This is a genomic window from Photorhabdus hindustanensis (assembly GCF_002968995.1).
Classification (GTDB): domain Bacteria; phylum Pseudomonadota; class Gammaproteobacteria; order Enterobacterales; family Enterobacteriaceae; genus Photorhabdus; species Photorhabdus akhurstii.
In genome coordinates this window covers 72,802-93,348 of the sequence record NZ_PUWT01000060.1, presented here as the reverse complement: position 1 = coordinate 93,348, position 20,547 = coordinate 72,802, and the positions used below count along the sequence as shown (strand labels likewise).

General features: G+C 38.5%; 17 protein-coding genes and 2 pseudogenes. 11 read left to right on the top strand and 8 right to left on the bottom strand.

The genetic code is table 11. The annotated features are described in order from the left end of the window. A partial coding sequence (locus C6H66_RS27020) for an RHS repeat domain-containing protein (protein ID WP_181150250.1) occupies window positions 1–675 on the top strand: 675 nt, incomplete at its 5' end. A gap of 8 nt (window positions 676–683) precedes the next feature. Beyond that, window positions 684–1,115, top strand: a complete 432-nt coding sequence (locus C6H66_RS20265) for an Imm30 family immunity protein (protein WP_105396528.1) — start codon at window positions 684–686, stop codon at window positions 1,113–1,115. 62 nt (window positions 1,116–1,177) lie between these two features. On the opposite strand, the gene C6H66_RS27750 is transcribed toward C6H66_RS20265, so the two are convergent. Continuing rightward, window positions 1,178–1,303 carry a DUF7706 family protein gene (locus tag C6H66_RS27750; RefSeq protein WP_422615625.1) on the bottom strand — a complete coding sequence of 42 codons (126 nt, stop codon included), beginning with the start codon at window positions 1,301–1,303 and terminating at the stop codon, window positions 1,178–1,180. 19 nt (window positions 1,304–1,322) lie between these two features. Between C6H66_RS27750 and C6H66_RS20260 the strand changes: the two are divergent. From C6H66_RS20260 to C6H66_RS20250, 3 genes and pseudogenes are all read left to right on the top strand, one after another. Continuing rightward, window positions 1,323–1,856: pseudogene (locus tag C6H66_RS20260) on the top strand (AHH domain-containing protein); the annotation flags it as partial. A gap of 2 nt (window positions 1,857–1,858) precedes the next feature. After that, window positions 1,859–2,197: a hypothetical protein gene (locus C6H66_RS20255; RefSeq protein WP_105396526.1), complete on the top strand. Its 339-nt coding sequence runs from the start codon at window positions 1,859–1,861 to the stop codon at window positions 2,195–2,197. Between the two features lie 660 nt (window positions 2,198–2,857). After that, the gene (locus C6H66_RS20250) at window positions 2,858–3,058 is read left to right on the top strand and encodes a hypothetical protein (RefSeq protein ID WP_072165620.1); all 201 of its coding nucleotides are present in this window, start codon (window positions 2,858–2,860) and stop codon (window positions 3,056–3,058) included. Window positions 3,059–3,870: 812 nt separating this feature from the next. Here the strand turns inward: C6H66_RS20250 and C6H66_RS20245 are convergent. From C6H66_RS20245 to C6H66_RS20235, 3 genes and pseudogenes are all read right to left on the bottom strand, one after another. Next, window positions 3,871–5,043 carry a MalY/PatB family protein gene (locus tag C6H66_RS20245; protein WP_105396525.1) on the bottom strand — a complete coding sequence of 391 codons (1,173 nt, stop codon included), beginning with the start codon at window positions 5,041–5,043 and terminating at the stop codon, window positions 3,871–3,873. An 11-nt stretch (window positions 5,044–5,054) separates the two neighbouring features. After that, window positions 5,055–5,770: pseudogene (locus C6H66_RS20240) on the bottom strand (PTS transporter subunit EIIC); the annotation flags it as partial. A gap of 449 nt (window positions 5,771–6,219) precedes the next feature. Beyond that, window positions 6,220–6,948 carry a LuxR family transcriptional regulator gene (locus C6H66_RS20235; protein WP_046395258.1) on the bottom strand — a complete coding sequence of 243 codons (729 nt, stop codon included), beginning with the start codon at window positions 6,946–6,948 and terminating at the stop codon, window positions 6,220–6,222. 510 nt (window positions 6,949–7,458) lie between these two features. Here C6H66_RS20235 and C6H66_RS20230 point away from each other — a divergent pair. From C6H66_RS20230 to C6H66_RS20220, 4 genes are all read left to right on the top strand, one after another. Then, window positions 7,459–8,049 (top strand): inclusion body family protein, encoded by a 591-nt coding sequence (locus tag C6H66_RS20230; RefSeq protein WP_046395259.1) that lies wholly within the window; start codon window positions 7,459–7,461, stop codon window positions 8,047–8,049. Window positions 8,050–8,850: 801 nt separating this feature from the next. After that, complete coding sequence (locus C6H66_RS20225) at window positions 8,851–10,518, top strand: ShlB/FhaC/HecB family hemolysin secretion/activation protein (protein ID WP_046395260.1); 1,668 nt, start codon at window positions 8,851–8,853, stop codon at window positions 10,516–10,518. Window positions 10,519–10,583: 65 nt separating this feature from the next. Beyond that, the gene (locus C6H66_RS27010) at window positions 10,584–12,014 is read left to right on the top strand and encodes a two-partner secretion domain-containing protein (protein ID WP_248000753.1); all 1,431 of its coding nucleotides are present in this window, start codon (window positions 10,584–10,586) and stop codon (window positions 12,012–12,014) included. Window position 12,015: 1 nt separating this feature from the next. Further along, complete coding sequence (locus C6H66_RS20220) at window positions 12,016–15,027, top strand: hemagglutinin repeat-containing protein (protein ID WP_248000752.1); 3,012 nt, start codon at window positions 12,016–12,018, stop codon at window positions 15,025–15,027. Between the two features lie 707 nt (window positions 15,028–15,734). Here the strand turns inward: C6H66_RS20220 and C6H66_RS20210 are convergent. Both C6H66_RS20210 and C6H66_RS25710 read right to left on the bottom strand, forming a co-directional pair. Further along, on the bottom strand, window positions 15,735–16,208 hold the full coding sequence (locus C6H66_RS20210) for a hypothetical protein (RefSeq protein ID WP_046395263.1): 474 nt from the start codon (window positions 16,206–16,208) through the stop codon (window positions 15,735–15,737). Further along, the gene (locus C6H66_RS25710; protein ID WP_146111083.1) at window positions 16,172–16,342 is read right to left on the bottom strand and encodes a DUF2778 domain-containing protein; all 171 of its coding nucleotides are present in this window, start codon (window positions 16,340–16,342) and stop codon (window positions 16,172–16,174) included. Before C6H66_RS25710 ends, C6H66_RS20210 begins: the two co-directional genes overlap by 37 nt. Window positions 16,343–16,570: 228 nt before the next feature. Here C6H66_RS25710 and yhjD point away from each other — a divergent pair, with 228 nt between their 5' ends. Continuing rightward, entirely contained in the window at window positions 16,571–17,563 is a 993-nt protein-coding gene (yhjD, locus tag C6H66_RS20205) for an inner membrane protein YhjD (protein ID WP_105396523.1), read from the top strand. Between the two features lie 53 nt (window positions 17,564–17,616). Continuing rightward, complete coding sequence (locus C6H66_RS20200) at window positions 17,617–17,823, top strand: 2-hydroxymuconate tautomerase family protein (RefSeq protein ID WP_046395265.1); 207 nt, start codon at window positions 17,617–17,619, stop codon at window positions 17,821–17,823. A 42-nt stretch (window positions 17,824–17,865) separates the two neighbouring features. On the opposite strand, the gene C6H66_RS20195 is transcribed toward C6H66_RS20200, so the two are convergent. Next, window positions 17,866–19,356 carry an insulinase family protein gene (locus tag C6H66_RS20195; protein ID WP_105396522.1) on the bottom strand — a complete coding sequence of 497 codons (1,491 nt, stop codon included), beginning with the start codon at window positions 19,354–19,356 and terminating at the stop codon, window positions 17,866–17,868. 178 nt (window positions 19,357–19,534) lie between these two features. Further along, complete coding sequence (locus tag C6H66_RS20190; RefSeq protein WP_046395267.1) at window positions 19,535–20,242, bottom strand: HAMP domain-containing protein; 708 nt, start codon at window positions 20,240–20,242, stop codon at window positions 19,535–19,537. Window positions 20,243–20,547: the final 305 nt, after the last annotated feature.

Here is a 20,547-nt window from a genome sequence, read left to right as displayed (position 1 = left end):
CTGTTCGACCCGGAGGGCAAGCGGGTGTGGCGGCGGCCGAAGCAGTCGCTATACGGCCTGCGTCTGAGCGGACACGGCGAGAATCCCCAGCTCGATCCGGACCTGAGATTTGCCGGGCAACTTTTTGATGAGGAAAGTGGTTTATTTTATAACCGGTTCAGGTATTATTTGCCGGAAGCGGCGTGCTATCTCAGCCCTGACCCTTTGGGGTTAGCAGGAGGAGTAAATCCTTACAGTTACGTGCATAATCCGACGGGTTGGATCGACCCATTCGGGTTGAATGCATTACTTCCTGGGGAAGGTGGTGTGGGGCCTTATGGAAAATTACCCGGTACTCCCGGCGATGATTTAACTGGTCATCACATGCCTTCAGCTGAATATATGAAGAAGAAGTTTGGAATTTCTAAAAGTAAATCCATTGCAATGCAAATGGAACATAAATATCCATCTAATAAAGGAAGGCATCCATTAACCAGATCTTACGCAAGAAGACCTTTCCTTCATGAAACACCAAGAGAAACATTAGCCAAAGATATCATGGATGCTAGAAAAATATATAAAGATCAAGGATTATATACTAAAGAAATTAAACAAGGTTTAAGGGAGACTATCAGGCTGAATAAAGAAACATTCCCCGATGTATTTAAAAAACCATCTAAGTGTCCAAGAAAATAGAGGATAAAATGAATTTAATCGAAGATCTTGAAAAATCATCAAGCATGGACTCCCCTGAAAGTATTCGTATATTTTCTAATACGTTACAAAAAATGGCCGAGTCAAAAGATAAGAAATATTTACCAATAATTTTAAATTATTTGGATGACGAAAGTGAATATACTGACATGATGAAAGAAATTATGGGAATGGCGGAGTCTTTTGAAGCTATAGATTATGTTTCTACTATTATCGGATTCAATGAAGTATTACAAAAAAAGGCTTTAGATTGGCTTGATATAATTCACTATAGGATAACAAATTCTGAAAAGCATATAGATATATATAAGAATATATTAACTAATTCTCCAAATAAAGAAGAAGTTAAAGAATATCTTTATCGCTTTTTAGATAATAATCCAGAAAAGCAAAAGGCAATATCATTTATACTCAGTTGTTAGATAGGCAAGTTGTATTAATAAAGCCGGAAAGATCTTTCGAGATCTTCCGGCCTTCTTATGATCTACCGTGGCGCATACCCACTGTACGCTAGAGCAGATTGGAGCTTAGAGATCGCATCTTTGATCTGATACGCTTCTTCGTCATTCACGGCACAGGCCCGTATCTCCGCCCAGTTCAGCCGCTTCACCTGTGGGACGGCAACGTGCTACCTCAGCCCTGATCCTTTGGGGTTAGCAGGAGGAATAAATCCTTACAGTTACGTGCATAATCCGACGGGTTGGATTGACCCATTCGGGTTGGCAGGGTGTTCAACCAAACTGGGTAAAAACATGATGGAAGATATGGGGTTACCGCGTTCAACTAAGTGGAGTGGTTATCAAGCTCATCACGTTATTCCCAAACAATATGCTAACCATCCTGCCTTGAAAAAAATCAAGTATGATATCGATAATTCGACAAATGGAATTTTTCTAAGAGAAGTCGATGATGGAGTTAGTGCAATGGCAATGCATCAAGGTAATCACAATGGTTACTCCAGGGCTATTAAAAATGCACTAGACAAAATAGACTTAAATCAGTCTGTTAATGAGATATCGAAACAAGTTGCTGATATACAAAATTTAGCTAAGAAAGGAATGATGAATGGAACACCAATAAGAGCTAAAGATATATCGAAAGGAAAAGCCCAAATAGGCAATCAACGTGCTTTAGAAATGTGGAATAAAATTTTAGGGGTATAATAATGAAAATCGAAAATAAGAAGTTTATAACTGAACCAATGAGTTTTTTATTTTCAGATAATCTTTTGTCAGGGGGAGTAAAAGCACCTTCTGATATTATCCTATTGGAAGATAAAAACAAATCCCTCAGATTGTCATTAAGTCAAGATTTGCCAGATGGATATTTAGTCTGGCAAGATCTTATAGAAAATAGCGTTGGTGAATTTTCTTTAGAAGATAACTATTCTGAAGCTGAAGATTATTTAGAAGATATTGACGAAGAATACAGTGACTTACAAGAGGAAAAGACATTAATTTATAGAAAATCTAAAATAAAAAAAAACAAATACAGAATACGATGATTTTTATTTTGAAATTTTAGATGAGGTCTATTATCAACTAAAAATGTTATCTATTCAAAGGTACATACTAGGTTATCAGAAGAAATCGTTATTAGAAAAAATGTTCGAAATATATAAAGAAGGGCTTTATCCATGCGGAATGACTAAGGATAAAAAGATAGTGGCTTTTAATCCAATGATATTAAAAACTAGTTGATATAGTAGATAAATAATTGTGAAAAAGCCGAAAAGATCCCCGTGATATTTCAGGCTTTGTTATTTTTATACTTAAAATAAATATCTTTCAGGGTTGGTCTTATATATTAAATATATAATTTAAAATCACAAAAATATAAAATAAATAAGAAGATAAACAAAGGAATAATACAGAAAAATATAAGATTAATGGCAAATATATACATAAGCTATATTTTAGCTATTTTATTCTGTTTTTTCTCTGAAACAGCAAAAAGCCGGAATCACTTCCGGCTGACTTCTTTCTTACCGTGGTGAATGCCCATGCCACGCCGACGCCGACTGGTTAGTGCAATGGCAAGGCATCAAGGTAATCACGGATATACTGATGCAATGTTCTGGATAAAATAAATCTACATCAATCAATTAATACCATATCGAAACAAGTAGCTAACATCCAAAATATAGCTAAAAAAGATATGGAGAATGGCAATATTATTAAATCCAAGCGGTTCTATTGAAGAATTTAATAAATATGAAATTATTGATAATAAAGATAGGGCATTAAAGCTTCTTTTCGATCAAGAAATACCAAGTAACTACATGGTTTGGCGTGATTTTTCTCTGATCGGGTATCTGAGTTTTATCTTCATGAGGATTATAAAAAGCAGAAAAGGATATCCTTGACAGAGTAAAAATATCTATTCAGGATCAAGTTAAATAGCGTTTCATAATTCTGCCACATATGACTTTCTTCAACCCATTGTTATATATGGAATTATGAGTAGTATAAGATGTAGCACTATTTTAGAATCTTATTTAAAGAAAATATGAGATAAAAGAAAACCATATCTTATAAGAAAGAAACAAGGGTTAGTTAATAACATAGAACACGATAACTTTCTAAATAAAGTAAATGACGAATGTAATAACATGTTAAATATGATAAACATTTATCGATATTTATTTTCTTTTAATCAGAACGCTAAATTAGAAGCCATATTGTCTATATTCAAAAAAGGAATTATGTCGTGCAGTATAAAAAAAAGATAAAAAGACATGAGTTATTTTCAATCCTATTCTTTTGAAGAATAGTTAATAAAATTATAGATGAACTACCTCAAAAACTAGATTCAACATTTAATGACTAGATTTAGAGAGGCAGTTCACAATCACCAGATCTTCCGATGTTCTTATTGATCTACCGTGGCGCATACCCACAATACTAGGGCCAACTGGAGCCTTACCGATCGCATCCTTAATCTAATACACTTCCTTGTCATTCACGGCGCAGGCGCGTATCTCTAACCAGTTACCAGTTGAGCCAACGCTTCAATGTGGGTTAATTGAATGTCCTGCACATGTTCAATCGCTATCGTCATCTCATGCTCTTCCCTTTAAGATATATCGTCGGTGTAGCTAACTGTCCCGGTTCTCATTAAATTATCGGCTGACTGAAAATATAATGGCAATAGTTTATCTGCCAGTATTAACTATTTTCAGCAAAGTTTTCTCAATGCTGAGATCAATTTTTGAATTCCCAATTCAACTTTACTACAGGGGCATCCTGTATTAAAACGAAGAAATCCCTTACCAGCTTCACCATAAATTTTACCCGGCATAATGGCAATTTTCTCTTCATGGATAAGTATCTGCTGCAATTTATCATCATCAATATTCAGATTACGCAGGTCTATCCAAGCCAAATAAGTTGCCTGTGGTGGCTGCCAGTTCAATTGTGGAAATGCAGCATTCAGTTCCTGTGCCACATAATTCAAGTTATCACTCAAGTAATTGCGCAGTTCATCAAGCCAGATATGTCCCTCCCGGTAAGCTGTAATATAGGCTGATATCGCTAAAATAGCAGGAGAAGATAATCCATCACTCTGCGTTAGTTGATGAGTATATGCCGCACGGCTATGATCATCATTAATAAAACCATAAGCACCCGTAAGGGCAGGAAGGTTAAATGATTTGGATGCAGAGGTTATTAATGCCCAATGCGTCGTGGCAACTTCACTCCAGGGAATATGTTTTGTGTCTCTCAAAGTCATGTCCATATGAATTTCATCGCTGATGACGTTAACATTATAACGCTCACACAGCTCAGACATCGTTTTAAGTTCAGAGTGACTCCAGGCTTTGCCTGTTGGGTTGTGTGGGTTGCACAGTAATAATATTTTGGTTTCTGGTTGGGATAGCAAAGTTTCAAGTTGATTCATATCGCACACCCAGTTATTGCCTTGTTTCTCAAGTGAGCAAGGAAGCAACCGCCGCTTGTTCCCCTGAATAACTTTATAAAAACCATCATAAGCAGGGGTGTGAACAACGATATTTTCACCAGGTTTAGACCAAATACGGATTAATTGCGACACCATGTAAATTACAGAAGGACCATAAACCGCCCAATTTGTATTAATTTCGCAATTAAAACGTTGCTGGTACCAATGACGAATAGCACCAAGAAATTCTTCATGTTGCCAACGACTGTAACCGAACACGCCATGATTCAGGCGTTTCTGCAACACCTGAATCACACAGGGAGCGGTAGCAAAATCCATATCAGAGATGGTAAAAGGGAGAAGATCATCAACACCAAAACGATCTCCAACATAGTCCCATTGGGTACACCAAGTACCACGGCGATTAACCGAGGTGTCAAAGTCAAACATTGTTTTCTTCCTTAAATTAATACATCAAGTTCATCTTTTACTGATTGTACTTGCGGCCCGATAACGATTTGTAAGTTATGTTGATTGAGGTAAATAATCCCCAGTATCCGTAAGTTCTTCAATTGTTCATTATCAACCAAGGATATGTTTTTAACAGATAAACGTAGACGAGTAATGCAATTATCCAGTGAAACGATATTATCTTTACCCCCTAAAGCAGCAAGCATTGCCGGAATATCATAATCCGATTTATTCGTAACCGCTGGAGGTCTATTCACTTTGTGATTATTGTCAATTTCGCGTTCTGGTGTTTTGATATTAAATCGGATGATAGCAAATCGGAAAATAATGTAATAGGTAACAAACCAAATCACCACAACAACAGGTATTAAAATTAATGTCGTTATGATAGGAACAAAACGTACTCCGCCAAAAAAGGCCAATGCGTCGGGCAATCAGATGGTATTACAACGCTCATGAAGTAGATAAACAATAATGCCGACTATAACTGTCCCCAAAATACCAGTATCAATGGATTGAATGCCAAGAATATTTTGGATGTTATTGGCTTTCAATATCGTGGAATCTGTCGTTGGCAGGATATTTGTGGTTGTTAAATAAAAGTTTATCCCAGATGAAATACTGCAAAACCTACGAAGCCGGCAAAAGCTGCCACACCTTTATTTTCGCGTGCCATACCTAGCGGGATTGCAATTGCGAACATAATGAGCATAATGACTCCAGCTGATATTATTAGGAATTATTTAATCAATAACACTACGGATTATCTGGTGAAATGGTTCACTATTGATAAATATTTTAGAGAAGGATTATTAGTTTGCTAGGATCACGTAGAAGCTACTCAAAAAATCATTATTACCCTTTAAGTCGTTCATATATTAAGTAAAGAACAGGCAGAACCGTAATATTACAATTCTGCCAAAGGAAAAGTGCGTTTGGTTGAGCCTGATTTTATATTTTGAATAGATATCATTGTCATCTTGTCAGGAAAATATCTCCAATTCCTATTTACAATGGTACCAATAAAGATACGAAGGTAAAAAATCAGTTTTTGTTCAAATTCTCCTAATAATCCATTTGAACAATAGGATTAATCATTGAGTTAATTTATAAGATAAAAAATATAATCATCTGATAATTACAAATTGATATTAGTTATATATAGCCAAGTAATGCAGCTTTAGCTATTGCCTGGAATTTATTCTTACAATCCAGTTTTTTGACGATATTCATTAGGTGAAAATCAACTGTACTTTTAGTGACACAAATGGTTGATGCAATTTCAATTGATGTCATCCCATCTGCGGTATACCTTAATACCTCTAATTCTCTATGTGAAAATGAGGTGTTATCGATATAGAACGATTGTAAATACTTTGTGTGTGATGTTAAATATCTTATTATCCTAATATATACTCCTAAAATTTCGCCACTACATTTATACATTGTCTCGTTATCAATAGGCCCATCTTTTCCCGCAACAGAAAATACTCCATAAGTTCCTGAAAATGCAGGAAGACCAAAGGTGATCCCAGAGCGAAACCCATATTTTTGATTCACATACCAAAGTTCTTGTCCATTAGATTTGGAAAAGAAATCCAAATCCCATATTTTTGAAAAAGAAGGCGGCACTGGCCGGAAATTTAGAACGGGATCAATCATCCAATACTTTTTTTCTATATAAAGGGCCCTCCAAGATTCATGATAATTATTAAAGAAATACACTTCTCGGTTAGATATAGGAAAGCGTGCCTTTAATAAAAGGGAGAACAAACTAAACCCCGAAATTTTGTTAATAAGTTCACAAATTTCAGCCACAAAATGGGGATCTACGTCTAATTTATGAAAATTATAAGGTAAGGTATATGGTCGATAAATATTCATTCAATGTCCTCTTGAAAATTAAGAATATTGATAGTGAATCCTAATATTTATTATAGTAGCAGAATTTAAACTTAATAGAGAAAATAATTCTTTACTGTTATACAGAGGCAGAATCTGATAAGCCACCATGTATTATTCGTAAACAAGAGAAATTATATCAATAGGATTGAAAATTTAATAATCATGAAAAACAATATATATAAACATATTATATCCACATGAAGAATATTAGACTATTTTCAAGTCAATATAAGTAATTATTTAATATTTTACTCTAAAAAATCATGTTTTATTCTTTACAACAATAAATTAATTAAAATATTGAATCATATGAAACAACACCTAATAAATATATGAGTAATTTTCCCGTATAAACTATGATTTATACCAGTAGCTGTTTCAACTTTAATAGTTAATTATATAAAAAGAAAGTTATTAAAATAATAATTAGTAAACAAAATAATCTTTCGATTCCTAATAAATAGTTTAAATATGTAAAGAGGTGTTATAATGAATGAAGTCATTCAGGGTAAAGATGACATTGCTATAACCAGGAGCTCTGTTACAGCTGATGTGACCTTTGTTATTGATATTAATTCAATAATTGAATATCTTCACACTAATAATCTTAAAAGTTCTCTGAACCCTAAAGATCCAACAATTATCCGTCAGCATGTATACATAGCTAATTATACTCCAGAGTTTGGATTAAAAGTAGCGAGTTCATCTGGTGCCCGCGTAACTGTTCCTATTAATGCAAATATTAGATGGAGGGCTACAACTGTATCCAATAATTTCGACTATACAATTATATTGTATAAATTCAAAAAGCTTAGTACAGGACAAGATGTCATCTCTGTCCCATCACAAATATGGTCACAGAACCCTATAGGCAAAAAAGTTCCAATGGTCCCTTCAGGCGTTAACGCAGATGAGGATGAACCTAAGGTAATTTTTGTTGAATCTCAAGACAGTTATTTCCAAGCAATAGCTCATAGACCAGGTGTAGAGCAATATACATGGTTCTTTGCTGCTTATGACGGCAAAAAACTCCTAGGTTATTATCGATATGATCCATATGTTGAAGTAACTAATAACTAATCATTTGTATATTTTCATTTTCTACTGGAAAATTATTTTAATAATTTTCCAGTATTTTTATTTAATTTTACCTAAATATCTATAGCTAATCTCAACTAATATGATTAGTTTCTTATAAAGAGGAAATTCCCGAAAAATTAACCAACTGAATATACGGTTGTATATAGGAAAGAACACCTATAATACAAGAGAGAACAAAATGAGTATTGACATCTAATCCATATAATAATGTAATTTAAGAATACTATACGGTTATAAAATAGAAATTTTAGTAGATAAGCAGAATTTATTTACCACTATCAATTTAACAATCTCCCAATAATTATTCTTTTTTCATCCAGAGTTATATTCCACCTATTAGCCATTTCTCTACCGAAAATCACTTATAAAAATCATTACATTCGACATTATCAATTCTTAAGCAAAATAGTGTTAAATTAAAATTTAGTTTATTGTTACTTGTTTAACTTAATTTTTTCTTTCTTTAAAAATCCTCCCAGTCAAGATCATTCTATTTTCCTGGAGGCTATTCCCAGTTACTTATTCCATTTAAGTTAATTCATTAATAAGCAATAAAATCATTGCTCTTATTAACTCATTATGACCTGAATAACCAATTAATTAAAATTTCTAATAGAAAATCGAGATATAAAAGAAACGTCACTCGTTAATCAGAACAAGATATAACCAAGAGTGTGTTTTAATAACGAATAAATTAGCCAATACGCATGTCATTACTATCAGGCTATCACCCTATATTTATGTTTTATGGAATAAAATATCATCCTTATCGGTGAATGAATGATAAAAAGAACATCTATTTTAATATTGGGTTGTATTTCCTTTCAGATAATCGCTTCACCGGCAGAGATAAATGATAATCTGCCAATGACTGAGGCGAGAAGAACTCTGCAAGATAGTTCCAGGGAAATTAATCAACTGATAGAACAACGCCGATATCAGCAATTAAAGCAGCAGGCTAATACCGTTCCTGAGTCAACTCCTGCGCCGGTATTGCCCGAATCTAAGCAATGTCTGCCGTTAACCGGTGTTTACCTTAAAGGGATTTCTCTGCTCTCGGTTCGGGATTTAAGTACGCTCAGCGCTTTGTCCCCGGAGTGTATCAGCAGTCATGATATCAACCGGCTCAGCCACGAACTGACTCACCTTTATATCAGTAAAGGCTATATCACCGCCCGTATTCAGTTTATTGCGCCTAATGCCGATGGAGAGTTAGGGCTAAACCTTATCGAAGGGTTTATTGAGAAAATTGAAGGCGGTGATCGCTGGGTGAATAGTCGTATGTTATTTCCCGGTCTGGAAAAACAACCGCTCAATATCACACAACTCGATCAAGGTTTAGATCAGGCTAACCGGCTACAGTCCAATAAAACCACCCTGGATATTTTACCGGGAACGGTGAATGGCGGTTCAGTGATTAAACTGCATAATCAGCGCAGTAAGCCTTGGTTATTGAATATTAAAACTGATAATTATGGGCAAAAGAGCACTGGGAAATGGCTGGTCCGCACAAATACCAGTTTTGACAGTCCATTTGGTTTATCCGATTTCATCAGTCTGAATGCCAGTAGTACGTTAGATAGCCCATCAAACCGGTATAGCCGTGCTTATACTCTGCTTTATTCAGTACCCTATGGCGCCGCGACATTCAGTGGGTTTGGTAGTTATTCCCAATATACCAGCCGCCCCCATTTACAAATGAGAACCATAAAGATTTATGGTGATACTCAGCAAATCGGCATGCGCTCTGATTTTGCCTTCTATCGTAATCAATCTCAGATTAATAGTGTCAGCGGGCAACTGACTTACAAAAATTACAATAATTACATCAACGATGCCAAGATTGGCGTCAGTAGCCAAACATTGAGTGTCTTTGAGCTCGGCGTTAATCATTTATATATCATTCCAACCGGATTAATCACGCTCAATCTGAGTGTTGAACAGGGTTTACCTTGGTTTGGAGCACAAACCGGCACCTCTTATCTCGATAAACAGTTCACCAAAGGCAAGTTGATGGTCAATCTGCATCAGCGTTTTATGCTGTTCAACTCGCCTTATCAGCTCAATAACCTGTTTTATGGACAATACAACCGGCGCGGTCTGCCCGGCGTCGAATGGCTAAATATCACTGATCGGAATGCAGTGCGGGGATTTAGCAAAAATACGCTATCCGGGGATAACGGCTGGTATCTGCAAAATACGCTGTCCCGGACATTTCCCCTCGCCAACAGCACATTATCAATGCGTATCGGCATTGATACCGGCCGGGTTCAGGGATATCGCAGCCCACAAGGTTGGCAAAGCAGCGTCGGTATCAGTTCCGGCGCCACGCTGAAATACCAGCGCATGGTATTCGATATAGAAACCAGCCGAGGAAAGTTACTTTCCAATCGCCAAGCATCTGATGAGCCCATTCAGGTGCTAGTCCGTTTTTCTTACACCTTTTGATGGTTTTAAGCAGTACCCAACGCTGTATACACAGCAATATAACTAAATATATAGAGACTTAATGTATGAAAAACAAAAAATTCAGGTTATCCCCTACCGGCAAGCTCGCCGCTTCTATGGCAATCATTCTTGTCTCTTGTTCTACCAGTTTTGCCAGTGAAATCGTTGGTGGTGGCGATCCAGCACACCATCCCGATATTTTCGCTACCGAAGGTAAAGCAACAGTTGTGAATATCGTGACACCCTCCTCTTCCGGGCTGTCACATAACCAATATCTGGATTACAACGTCGGTCAGATGGGCGTCGTCCTAAATAACGCGCTAAAGGAGGGGCAATCACAATTAGCGGGTCAGCTCGCCGCTAACCCTAATTTAAATGGTCAAGCCGCTAGTCTGATTCTGAATGAAGTTATCAGCAGGAACCCTTCCCTGTTATTAGGTCAGCAGGAGGTATTTGGTATCGCAGCAGATTATGTACTGGCAAACCCAAACGGCATTACCTGTAATGGATGTGGCTTTATTAATACTAACCGCGCTTCTCTGGTGGTGGGTAATCCATTGGTAGAACAAGGTAATTTACAAGGTTTCAGTACATTTGATAATCAGAACAGCCTGAAAATTAAATCGGATGGTTTGATCGCCAATGCGATCCTTGATCTTATCGCACCGAAAATTGATAACCGAGGCTCAGTCACCGCTCAAAAAGAGATTAATGCGATCAGTGGCGAAAATAAAACCTCAGCCACAGGGGAAGTCATTGATTCTCAACAAGAGTTAACAGGTGTGCTGGATAGCTATTATCTCGGCAGTATGCAAGCCGGACGTATCCGTCTACTTAATACGGCAAAAGGCAGTGGAGTTAATTTGCAAGGTTCTCTCACTGCCAGTGATGAGATTACGGTTAATTCCCACGGTAATCTCAATTTAGAAGCGGCACACCTGCAAGGCGGAAATGTTGCGCTCACAGGTAATAATATTGAAGTAAAAGGTAAAGTCAGCGAATCAGCATATAGCCGTGATGGCAGCAATAATTACCAAAGCTATTTCAGCGGTTCTTATGTCAATAATAGTAAAAGTAGCCAGTCACTTGCCCGTACTAAACTTGAAGGCAAAAATATCTCATTGGTCGCCAACAGTAATAACCGAATTACAGCCACTGATATCGTGGGTGATGATGTTAATCTGAGTGGTGCTAATCTGACTTTAGATGGGCAGCAGTTAAAGCAATCCACTAAAAATATTGATAACCAATGGAGTTATTCCCGGCGCCATGAGGTGACTAAGGAAAGTGAAAAACTGCATCAGGCAGGGAATACGATAACCGCCCGGCAGAATGTGAATTTAAATGCTGTTGAAGGCGATGTTAAGATCCGTGGCAGCCAAATAAATGCCAACGATAAGCTGGCCATTACAGCGAAAAAAGATGTCCTGATTGCCGGTTTAACTGAAATAGAAACATCATCAGAAAAAGGTTATAAAAAAAAATCACACGGCTAAATTGCAGACCGGAAGTTGGGAAGAGAGTAAACAGACCGAGCGCTTGATTGCCAGTGAATTACAAGCAGGTAGTCATCTTGATATTAAAGCAGGAAATCAAGTCGAGATTTTTGGAGCGAAAGTCCACGCAGGTCAAAATCTAACTCTGGAAGCCGGTAAACAACTGCAAATCGATGTTCAGAAAACGGCTAACAGCGGTGCTGTATATGATGATAAGAGATACTGGGGAGGTATCGGCGGCGGTGGGAATAAAGACAATAGTGAGTTGAAAGAAACCAGCCATGCATCTGAATTAACGGCGAATGGACGTTTATTGCTGTCAGGCTATGAGGGTATCGCCATTACCGGCAGCAAAGTGAAAGCGACCCAAGGTGCTTTTGTAAATGCTAATAGTGGTAAATTAACCATCGACAATGCGGTCAGTTATATCGACCAGAAAGTTGATGAGCGAACAGGCACCGTACTCAACATCACTAATAGTTCAAAAAGAACCAATAGCCAGCAACAGAAATCTCATGGCAGCGAGTTGGTTTCTGAAGCGGATCTCAAATTACTCAGTGATGAAGATATCAATATTATTGGCAGTCAGGTGCGAAGTAGCGGTGCGCTTAACCTGAACACATCCGGTAATATCAACGTGCTCTCTTATGGCGAACAGAAACAGGTTGATAAACAAAGCACCTCTCTGGAGCCACAAATCCACTTCCAACTAAAGGGGGACAAACAGTATCGTGCCGGAGTAGGTATTGAACATACCAGTAACAGTCAAAAAAATCAGACGATAACACAGCAAGCTTCCACGTTAAGTGGAGGTAGCATCACTCTCGATGCTGATAAAGATGTCACCCTGCGTGGTTCCAATCTGGTGACGACTACAGGTGATGCTAAGATCACCGGTGCGAATGTTCATCTGTTAGCCGCGGATAATAAAAAATCCGAAGAGAAATCTCAGAGTAAAAAGTACGTTGGCGCCTATCTTACCGGAGGAATCGATAAAGTCGGTTCCGGTATTCATGGTAGTTATGAAGGTAACAACAATAATCATACCAGTACGACTGCCGTTGTTTCCGGTTCTCAAATCGCAGGTAATTTGAATATTAAAACCAACGGTGAATTGGTTCAGGAAGGGACGAAGCATAAAGTCAATGGCACCTATACCGCTGAGGCAGGCAAAGTCAGCAATCTGGCCGTATCGAATACGACATCAAATACCAACCACAAACTACAAGTTGGCACAGATATTGGTGTCAATGTCGATTATAGCGCGGTCACTCGCCCAATGGAGAAAGTGGTCAAAGAACCCGCTAAATCTGCACTGGATGGCACTTTAACCAAAAAAGGCATACCCAATTTCGGGGCAGATATTGCCGCTAACGGCAGTAGCATCGTAACCGTGAACAAAAAATCCGAAGCGGTTGTAACTTCTGTTCAGGCTAGCGATATCGTCATTAAAACCAACGGCGAGCTAAATGACCAAGGTACTCAATATCGTGCTGATAAGGGTAACGTTACACTGACTGCCGGTAGCCATAACAGTGAAGCAGCACAGAATCACCACCAAAGCAGCCACAGTGAAACCCGCGGCAATGCTGACTTACGTGTTTACACCACCACCGGTGAAGATATTTCCGGTAATGGTAAAGGCAAAGGCGGCACACAAAGCAGCCATACTGTGACAACCGAAGCAGTAACCAGCCGGATTACCGCAGCGGATGACATTAATATCCGCGTCGAAAGGGATGCTGAATATCAAGGCACATCTCTGAATGCTGGCGCCGGCAAAGCCAATATCAATGCTAAAGGTGATATCCGTTTTGATAACGCCACCAATAGCATAACGAAAACAGCAACCGGTTATAACGGCGAAGCATCAGCTAAAGGGGGGAACTCGCCAGAGGGCAAGAATGTTCATCTCGGTCTTGGCGGCGGTTACAACACCGATGGCAAGAATAGTACCACAGCTCAGGTCAGTGAGATTGGCGGTAAACAAGGCATCAATCTAAATGCAGGCAATAACCTGACGTTGAAAGGCGCTGAAGTGACCGGTAAACAAATCGACCTGAATGCTAAACAAGGTAATGTTGAACTGGTATCTGCTCAGGATCGCATTAATAACGATGGTTGGGAATTTAACCTGAAAGGCAATGGAGGTAATGCAAGTTCAATCAAGAAAGCGGAAGATGACACTACAACCACGACCACAAAACAGAACTTCGGCGGGGAAGTCAAAGCAGGTATTGATCGTCTGCAAGCAACAACCCAACGCAATAGCCATATCAAAGGTGAAAATGTCGTGATCAATAGCGGCGGTGATACGACAGTTGCCGGAGCACGGATAGAGGCTGATCAGGTAAAAGGCAATATTGGTGGCGATCTACGAGTTGAAAGCCGTAAAGATACTGAACATGGGTTAAATGTCGATGTTGATGCTGGCATTAATTACACCAAAGAATCCAAAGTAAAAAGTGACGATATTCCTAAAGACGAGGCAACTAAGGATGATTCATCTAAAGATGATGTGTCGAAAGATGAGGTATTGAAAGATGATCCAGCTAAAAACCCAGCCGAAGAGCCACAACCAAAAGGATGGCAGGAAAGATTAACCTCTGCGTTTGATAGTCTTAATAATATTAAAGGTATTAATGGGGTTACAGGTAAACTTAAAAGCAATGTCGATATTAAAGATCGAGAAAATGTCGTCGAACAATCGGCTATTTCCGGTAATCAAGGGGTTGATTTAGATGTAACAGGAAATACTCATCTAATTGGCGGACAGATTGGTAGCGAGAAAGGCAATGTCATTCTTAATACCCAAAATGTGGAGCAACAATCTGTTACCGGCTATGACAATAGTAAAGGCGGCAATGTTGCATTACCTGATTCTGTTAGCGGAATTGTTAAGGCAGTTCAGGAAGGTGTATTGTCCGGCAAAATACCTTTGGTGAAAACTTATAGTAATGAAACCGAAAGTAGTACCACTAACGGCGAAATAATTAATCGTAAATCTGATTAATTTGTTCTTTTATAAAAGATCCTTCAAATGAGGGATCTTTTTATTGTTCTCTATTTCAATAGTTCCAATTGACAATATTAATGCTTTTTCATAATATCAAAAAATTAATAAATAAATTGGAAATATAATTATGTTTAGAATTTACAAGCAAAATTTAGAACAGAAGAACTACTATAAGTCACAGATTAGAATAAAGGGAATATTTAGGAAGGAAACTATTTGTTCAAATATATTTACTGCATATGTTATTTCTATGATCGTATTTAAGTTCAATAATCCATTACTTATATATGTGGATTACGCTATGGCAATAATGCTAGTCACTACGTTAATAAGTATGTCTGTTAAGACGAGCAGAGAATTCAATATATTGATAATCGGATATCAACCAGAGGATATTAATTACTCTAACGAAAAGATAAAAACCTCACGTAAAGTATTAATTTCAATTACATTAATTACTTTTTCAATATTAATGTGGATATCAATCTCATATTTATCTAGCATTATTAGATATAATTTTTCATTAAAAGTGTTTTTATTGATGATTATCAGCATATCAATATACCTAATCATGAGAATGTTTAATCAGAGAGTACTCACTATGCATGAATAGGGGATATCAGTTCAATACAAGTACACTTTATACTTTGAATTGTTAGATAATAAGCCGCCACAATGAAAGCGGCTTTTAAATAAAGTTAGCATCAATATTCTTTTATTTCCTTTGAAATTTGATAAATATTTTCTATACCGATAGAACATTCATCATCTGAAGCTAAAGTCGTTGTTATGAAACTGAGTTTATCCCTAGATTTGCTGGTAAATGTTACATGATACATTTGCCTATAAATCGGCTGAGATAAATAAATATCATCAAATTCATGTTTATCATTCAGTACTTTTTCCCTTTCAGCCTTAGCTATTTCACGTTGTAGAATAATAGCTACTTCACTTTTATTTAATTTCTCAGAAAGAATTAATGATGTTCGCGTTTTATCGAAATCGATATTATTTCTATCAATACCAAAGTCATTCAAACTATTCGCAGTAAGCTGAGTTGCCCATCCGTTTATATCTGAACAATCAGGTCCTGCGGCAATAGCAGATATTGAAAATGATAATATAGCTACCGACAGTAATATTATTCGACCATTAAATCGTGATCGCCACTGACCCATATTTGTTTCCTGATGGATAAATTAAGCACAATACAACCGTCAGAACCTGTTCCAGGATGTTTCCTGTTGTCACCATGAATTTTAAAAGCATCCCTGCCACACATACTATTACTGCTATCCAAGTATACGGCCATACCAATTACCTCCTAAGTTATTGTTTCATTGGTTAATATTATATCTACAACATTAATCAATGGAAGATTAAATTTTATCCGTGACTATCGTCTGAAAAATCTCTCCCCGTTAGGCTAGTGGCCTATCACTTTAACAAGTGACCTGGATTTGACAACGGAATCATCTCGTAGAAATATGGCATGATGAGATTACTCATATTCAAGCAAGGTAACTATTTGAGGCTATACATGCCAAAGCGTACAGAAAAACAGGAAACAGCCCAACATCAGCCGAAAAGGTTATCCAGAACACCTTTGGAAAAAGGCATTCATCACGGTAAAAAAGCGATTTCCCTGACGGTCAGAGTAGGAAATTATATCCACAGCATTCCCATTATTGCCCACTTTATCCGGGCAACGCTGCGTTTTAATGATCGGATGGGTAATCAGTTTGGCGCCGCAATAACGTATTTTTCCTTCTTATCACTTATTCCCATTCTGATGCTCTCTTTTGCCATTGCCGGTTTTATTCTGGCATCTAATCCTGATTTATTGGCAAAACTGATTAATGGTATCGCCAACAGTATTAGCGATCCGACTCTTGCCAATACGTTGAAAAATAGTGTCGATACAGCAATTAAACAACGTACTACCGTGGGATTAACCGGTTTGGCAATTGCGCTGTATTCCGGTGTGAATTGGGTCAGTAATTTACGTCAGGCCATTCTTGCCCAGTTCCATCCTGTCTGGGTGAGAAATCAGGAAGATAATGAGAAAATCTATTTTAAATATCTTCGTGATTCTATTTCTCTGATTGGGCTATTATTAGCGCTGGTCATCACGCTATCACTGACCTCTATCGCAGGCTCCGCCCAAGCAACCATTGTCAAGATGTTAGGGTTAGATGGCATTGAATGGCTGCGTCCGTCCTGGTTCTTGATTGGATTAGCTATTTCTATTTCAGCCAATTATTTGCTTTTCCTATGGCTATTCTGGGTGTTGCCTCGCCACCAGCCAGAACGCAAGGCACTATTAAAAGGAACATTGATGGCAGCAATAGGTTTTGAAGTGCTCAAATATATTATGACCATGACGTTACCACGCCTCGCCAATTCCCCTTCTGGGGCCGCATTTGGTTCTGTTATCGGCTTGATGACATTTTTCTATCTTTTTGCCCGCTTAACGTTATTCTGCGCTGCCTGGATAGCTACTGCGGATGATAATTACAAAAATACCGAATAAATGTGCCCTGGCAGAGCGATCTGCCAATAATAACCGATGAAAAGGAGCTGTTTATGCCGTTTGTTAATATCAGAATTACTCGTGAAGGTGCTACAGCAGAACAAAAGAAGCAATTAATTGAAGGGGCCACTCAGTTACTGGTCGATGTATTAGGAAAAAATCCGGCGACAACTTTTGTCATTATTGATGAAGTCGATACGGATAATTGGGGCATCGGCGGTAAGAATGTGACTGAGCTTAGAGCTGAGGCTAAAAAGTAGCCTCCAATGATGAAGGGCGGTATTACCCGCCCTTTTACCGCTTTAAGACGCTTTTGCATCAGGCTTAGGTATCGGTGGTTGTGCCGGAATATCAGCTTTATCCTTATATGGTGTCAGCAACATAATCTGATTAAAGCTGTTTCTTAACTGGTCAACATCCATCTCCACTTCCCCTTTTGGTTGAATCAGAATGAATGCAACCTCTTGTGAAAGGATCTGCTTCAACTCACGATTAAGCATTTCAGGAGTCAAGGAAGCTAAAAATGCTTGCCTCAAACGCTGATACTGCTCAGGAGCGATATCCACCACATTGCTCTGTTGAGACAAAAGGCGCTGATTAATCAGAATATCCGTACTGGTATGACCATACATGGCAAACAACTGGCTGAGTTGTGCTTGTTTTTGCGCATATAGTTCATCAAATTGTCCCTTCGGCAACCCTTTATCCCGTAGTGTGACCAATTCAGCCGCCAGATACTCCATTGCCGGTTTTAGATTACCAGCTGTCGTGTTGAGATTCAGGGCGCAACTCGCACGATGGTACTGGACTTTACAATCCAAACCCAATTTCAACCCCTTATCATTTTTTCTTTCCAGCCCAAGTTGCAGATAGCGATAAAGTGCCTCGCGGGTAACATCACTGATCCAGTAGTTATTAAGCACATGTGAATCATTAATCGGCTGCCAATTGAGATCCCAAATCAAGGATAAAGTATCTTCCTTCTTTTTATCGCTGATAATCCCGATGGTCTCCGGTTTCATTGGTGACAACGCTGCAATGGTGGCCGGAGTATGGCGTTTACCTTTCAATGATGAAAACGCTTGGCTGATATTTTCCGGCAGAGTACGGCTATCCACATGGCCCGCAACGTATAACGTCATCATGTCAGGGGTATACCACTGCCGGTAAAACTGCTTAAGTTTCTCCAAATCAATAGGCTGAGGCGCATTTTGCGCCGGATCGTGCCCTAACAACGTTGAACCTTTCAAACGTCTACGCCACACGGGATCTTGTATATCCGGTGGATAGGTTGCTACGGATGTATCCGCCATTTTCATGGCATGTTGTAGAGTCTCAGGTGTAAATACCGCTTTGCCTGCCGCATCAGCCAACCAGTTCAACGCGTCTTTTAGTAGTTCAGGCTGATTATGTGGCAAGCTCAAGCTATAAAGTGTGAAATCATATGAAACAATAGCTGGAGGCAGTGGGTATTTTGGATCAATAGCACTGTTCCATAACTGGTCTAATTTGGTGGAAGATAAACTTTTGCTACTAAAGAGCACGACTTTCGGAATCAACCAGGTATAACCCGCCTGTTGGGTTTTCTCCGCCAGTGACCCTGTTTTCACAACAAGGCGCAACTGTATTCTGTCGTTAGGACGTTGCGGCGTCTGCAAAATTTGCCAGTTAAAACCGTTTTCCAGTTTACCCTGTTTCCAGGCAGGGTCAGGCTGCAAGGCTTCCGCCTGCGTCTGGCCCGAAACTGCCAGCATTATCCCACCAATAAAATAACGAATTTTCGAACCCTGCATGTGAACCCCTATAGATGTCTATCCTTGGTTTTAGCCTTCGAAGGTTTAACCATTGATGACAGAATATGTTCCCTTCGACCAATAATAACGGAAGAAAAAGCAAAAACCTGAATTTTAACAGGCGAAATCCTGTCAGGATTATAACAGAGGATTAGACCTCAAACCGCCGCGGATGGTTTCATGATGACGGAGGTTTATGCTTATCAAATTGACGATTATATCCCCTGATCAGCAAACCCAATTCATCATCCTGATGGTATTTAGGGCAATCCATTGGCTCTAATGGTTGATCGTTATTAAGATCTCGTGCAATGGCACGTAATGGGTGCACAATAATCCGGTTGATACACCAGCTTATCGACACCGTAAGGATAAGGGCCAGTAATAAATAAGTTGTCAGCATCAGTGCCAACGTATTAATAGCAAAACGATATACTCGATTGGAATCCACTTGCAAAATCAGATGCCCTAACGGCTTAGCATCTGTCGATACTGAACCATAAACATGAAGAGGAATACTCACTTCCACAGGGATACCAAAAACTCGTTTAGCCAGTTCGGGGATTGGGCGATGGGTGGCAAAGCTCAATCGTATCACCCGGATATCTTCCGGCAACACCACATCCGCCCGTCCTAAGATACCTACAGTACGTAGCCCTATCAGCAACTCTTTCGCTTTACTAAGATCAGAATTAAGTAGCGCTTCCGTTAAAGGTGCCTGTACCTGAACTGCCGCATTATTAAGCTGGCTGATATAATCATCTTTACGTTGCTGTATAAAATGACACAATTGAATCGTAATAAAAATAGCAATGGTCACCAGCGTGACGCCGGTCACTGCGGCCATCTGTTTAATAGTTAACGAACGTTTGACGCGCAATTTCATTTTCACTTAAACCAATGCCTATGGGTATCGCAGTTATAACACGTGATCATTGGAATTGAGTATACTTGATTTTATCGCTAACGATCCTGTTTCACTTATCCAAGTCGTTATTTTCCTGAAATAATTGCCTTTGGCGGTTATCTGTAACTATTAGAAAAACATATAAATATTCAATTTTCCTATTTAAAAGCGTCTGATTTAACCACAATGTGTAACATTGATGAAACCAAGCCACCAATCAGAAACTTAAATTAGTCACTCTTTTAGCATTATACGAAGAAAAGTATCAAGCCAAGCTACTTGTT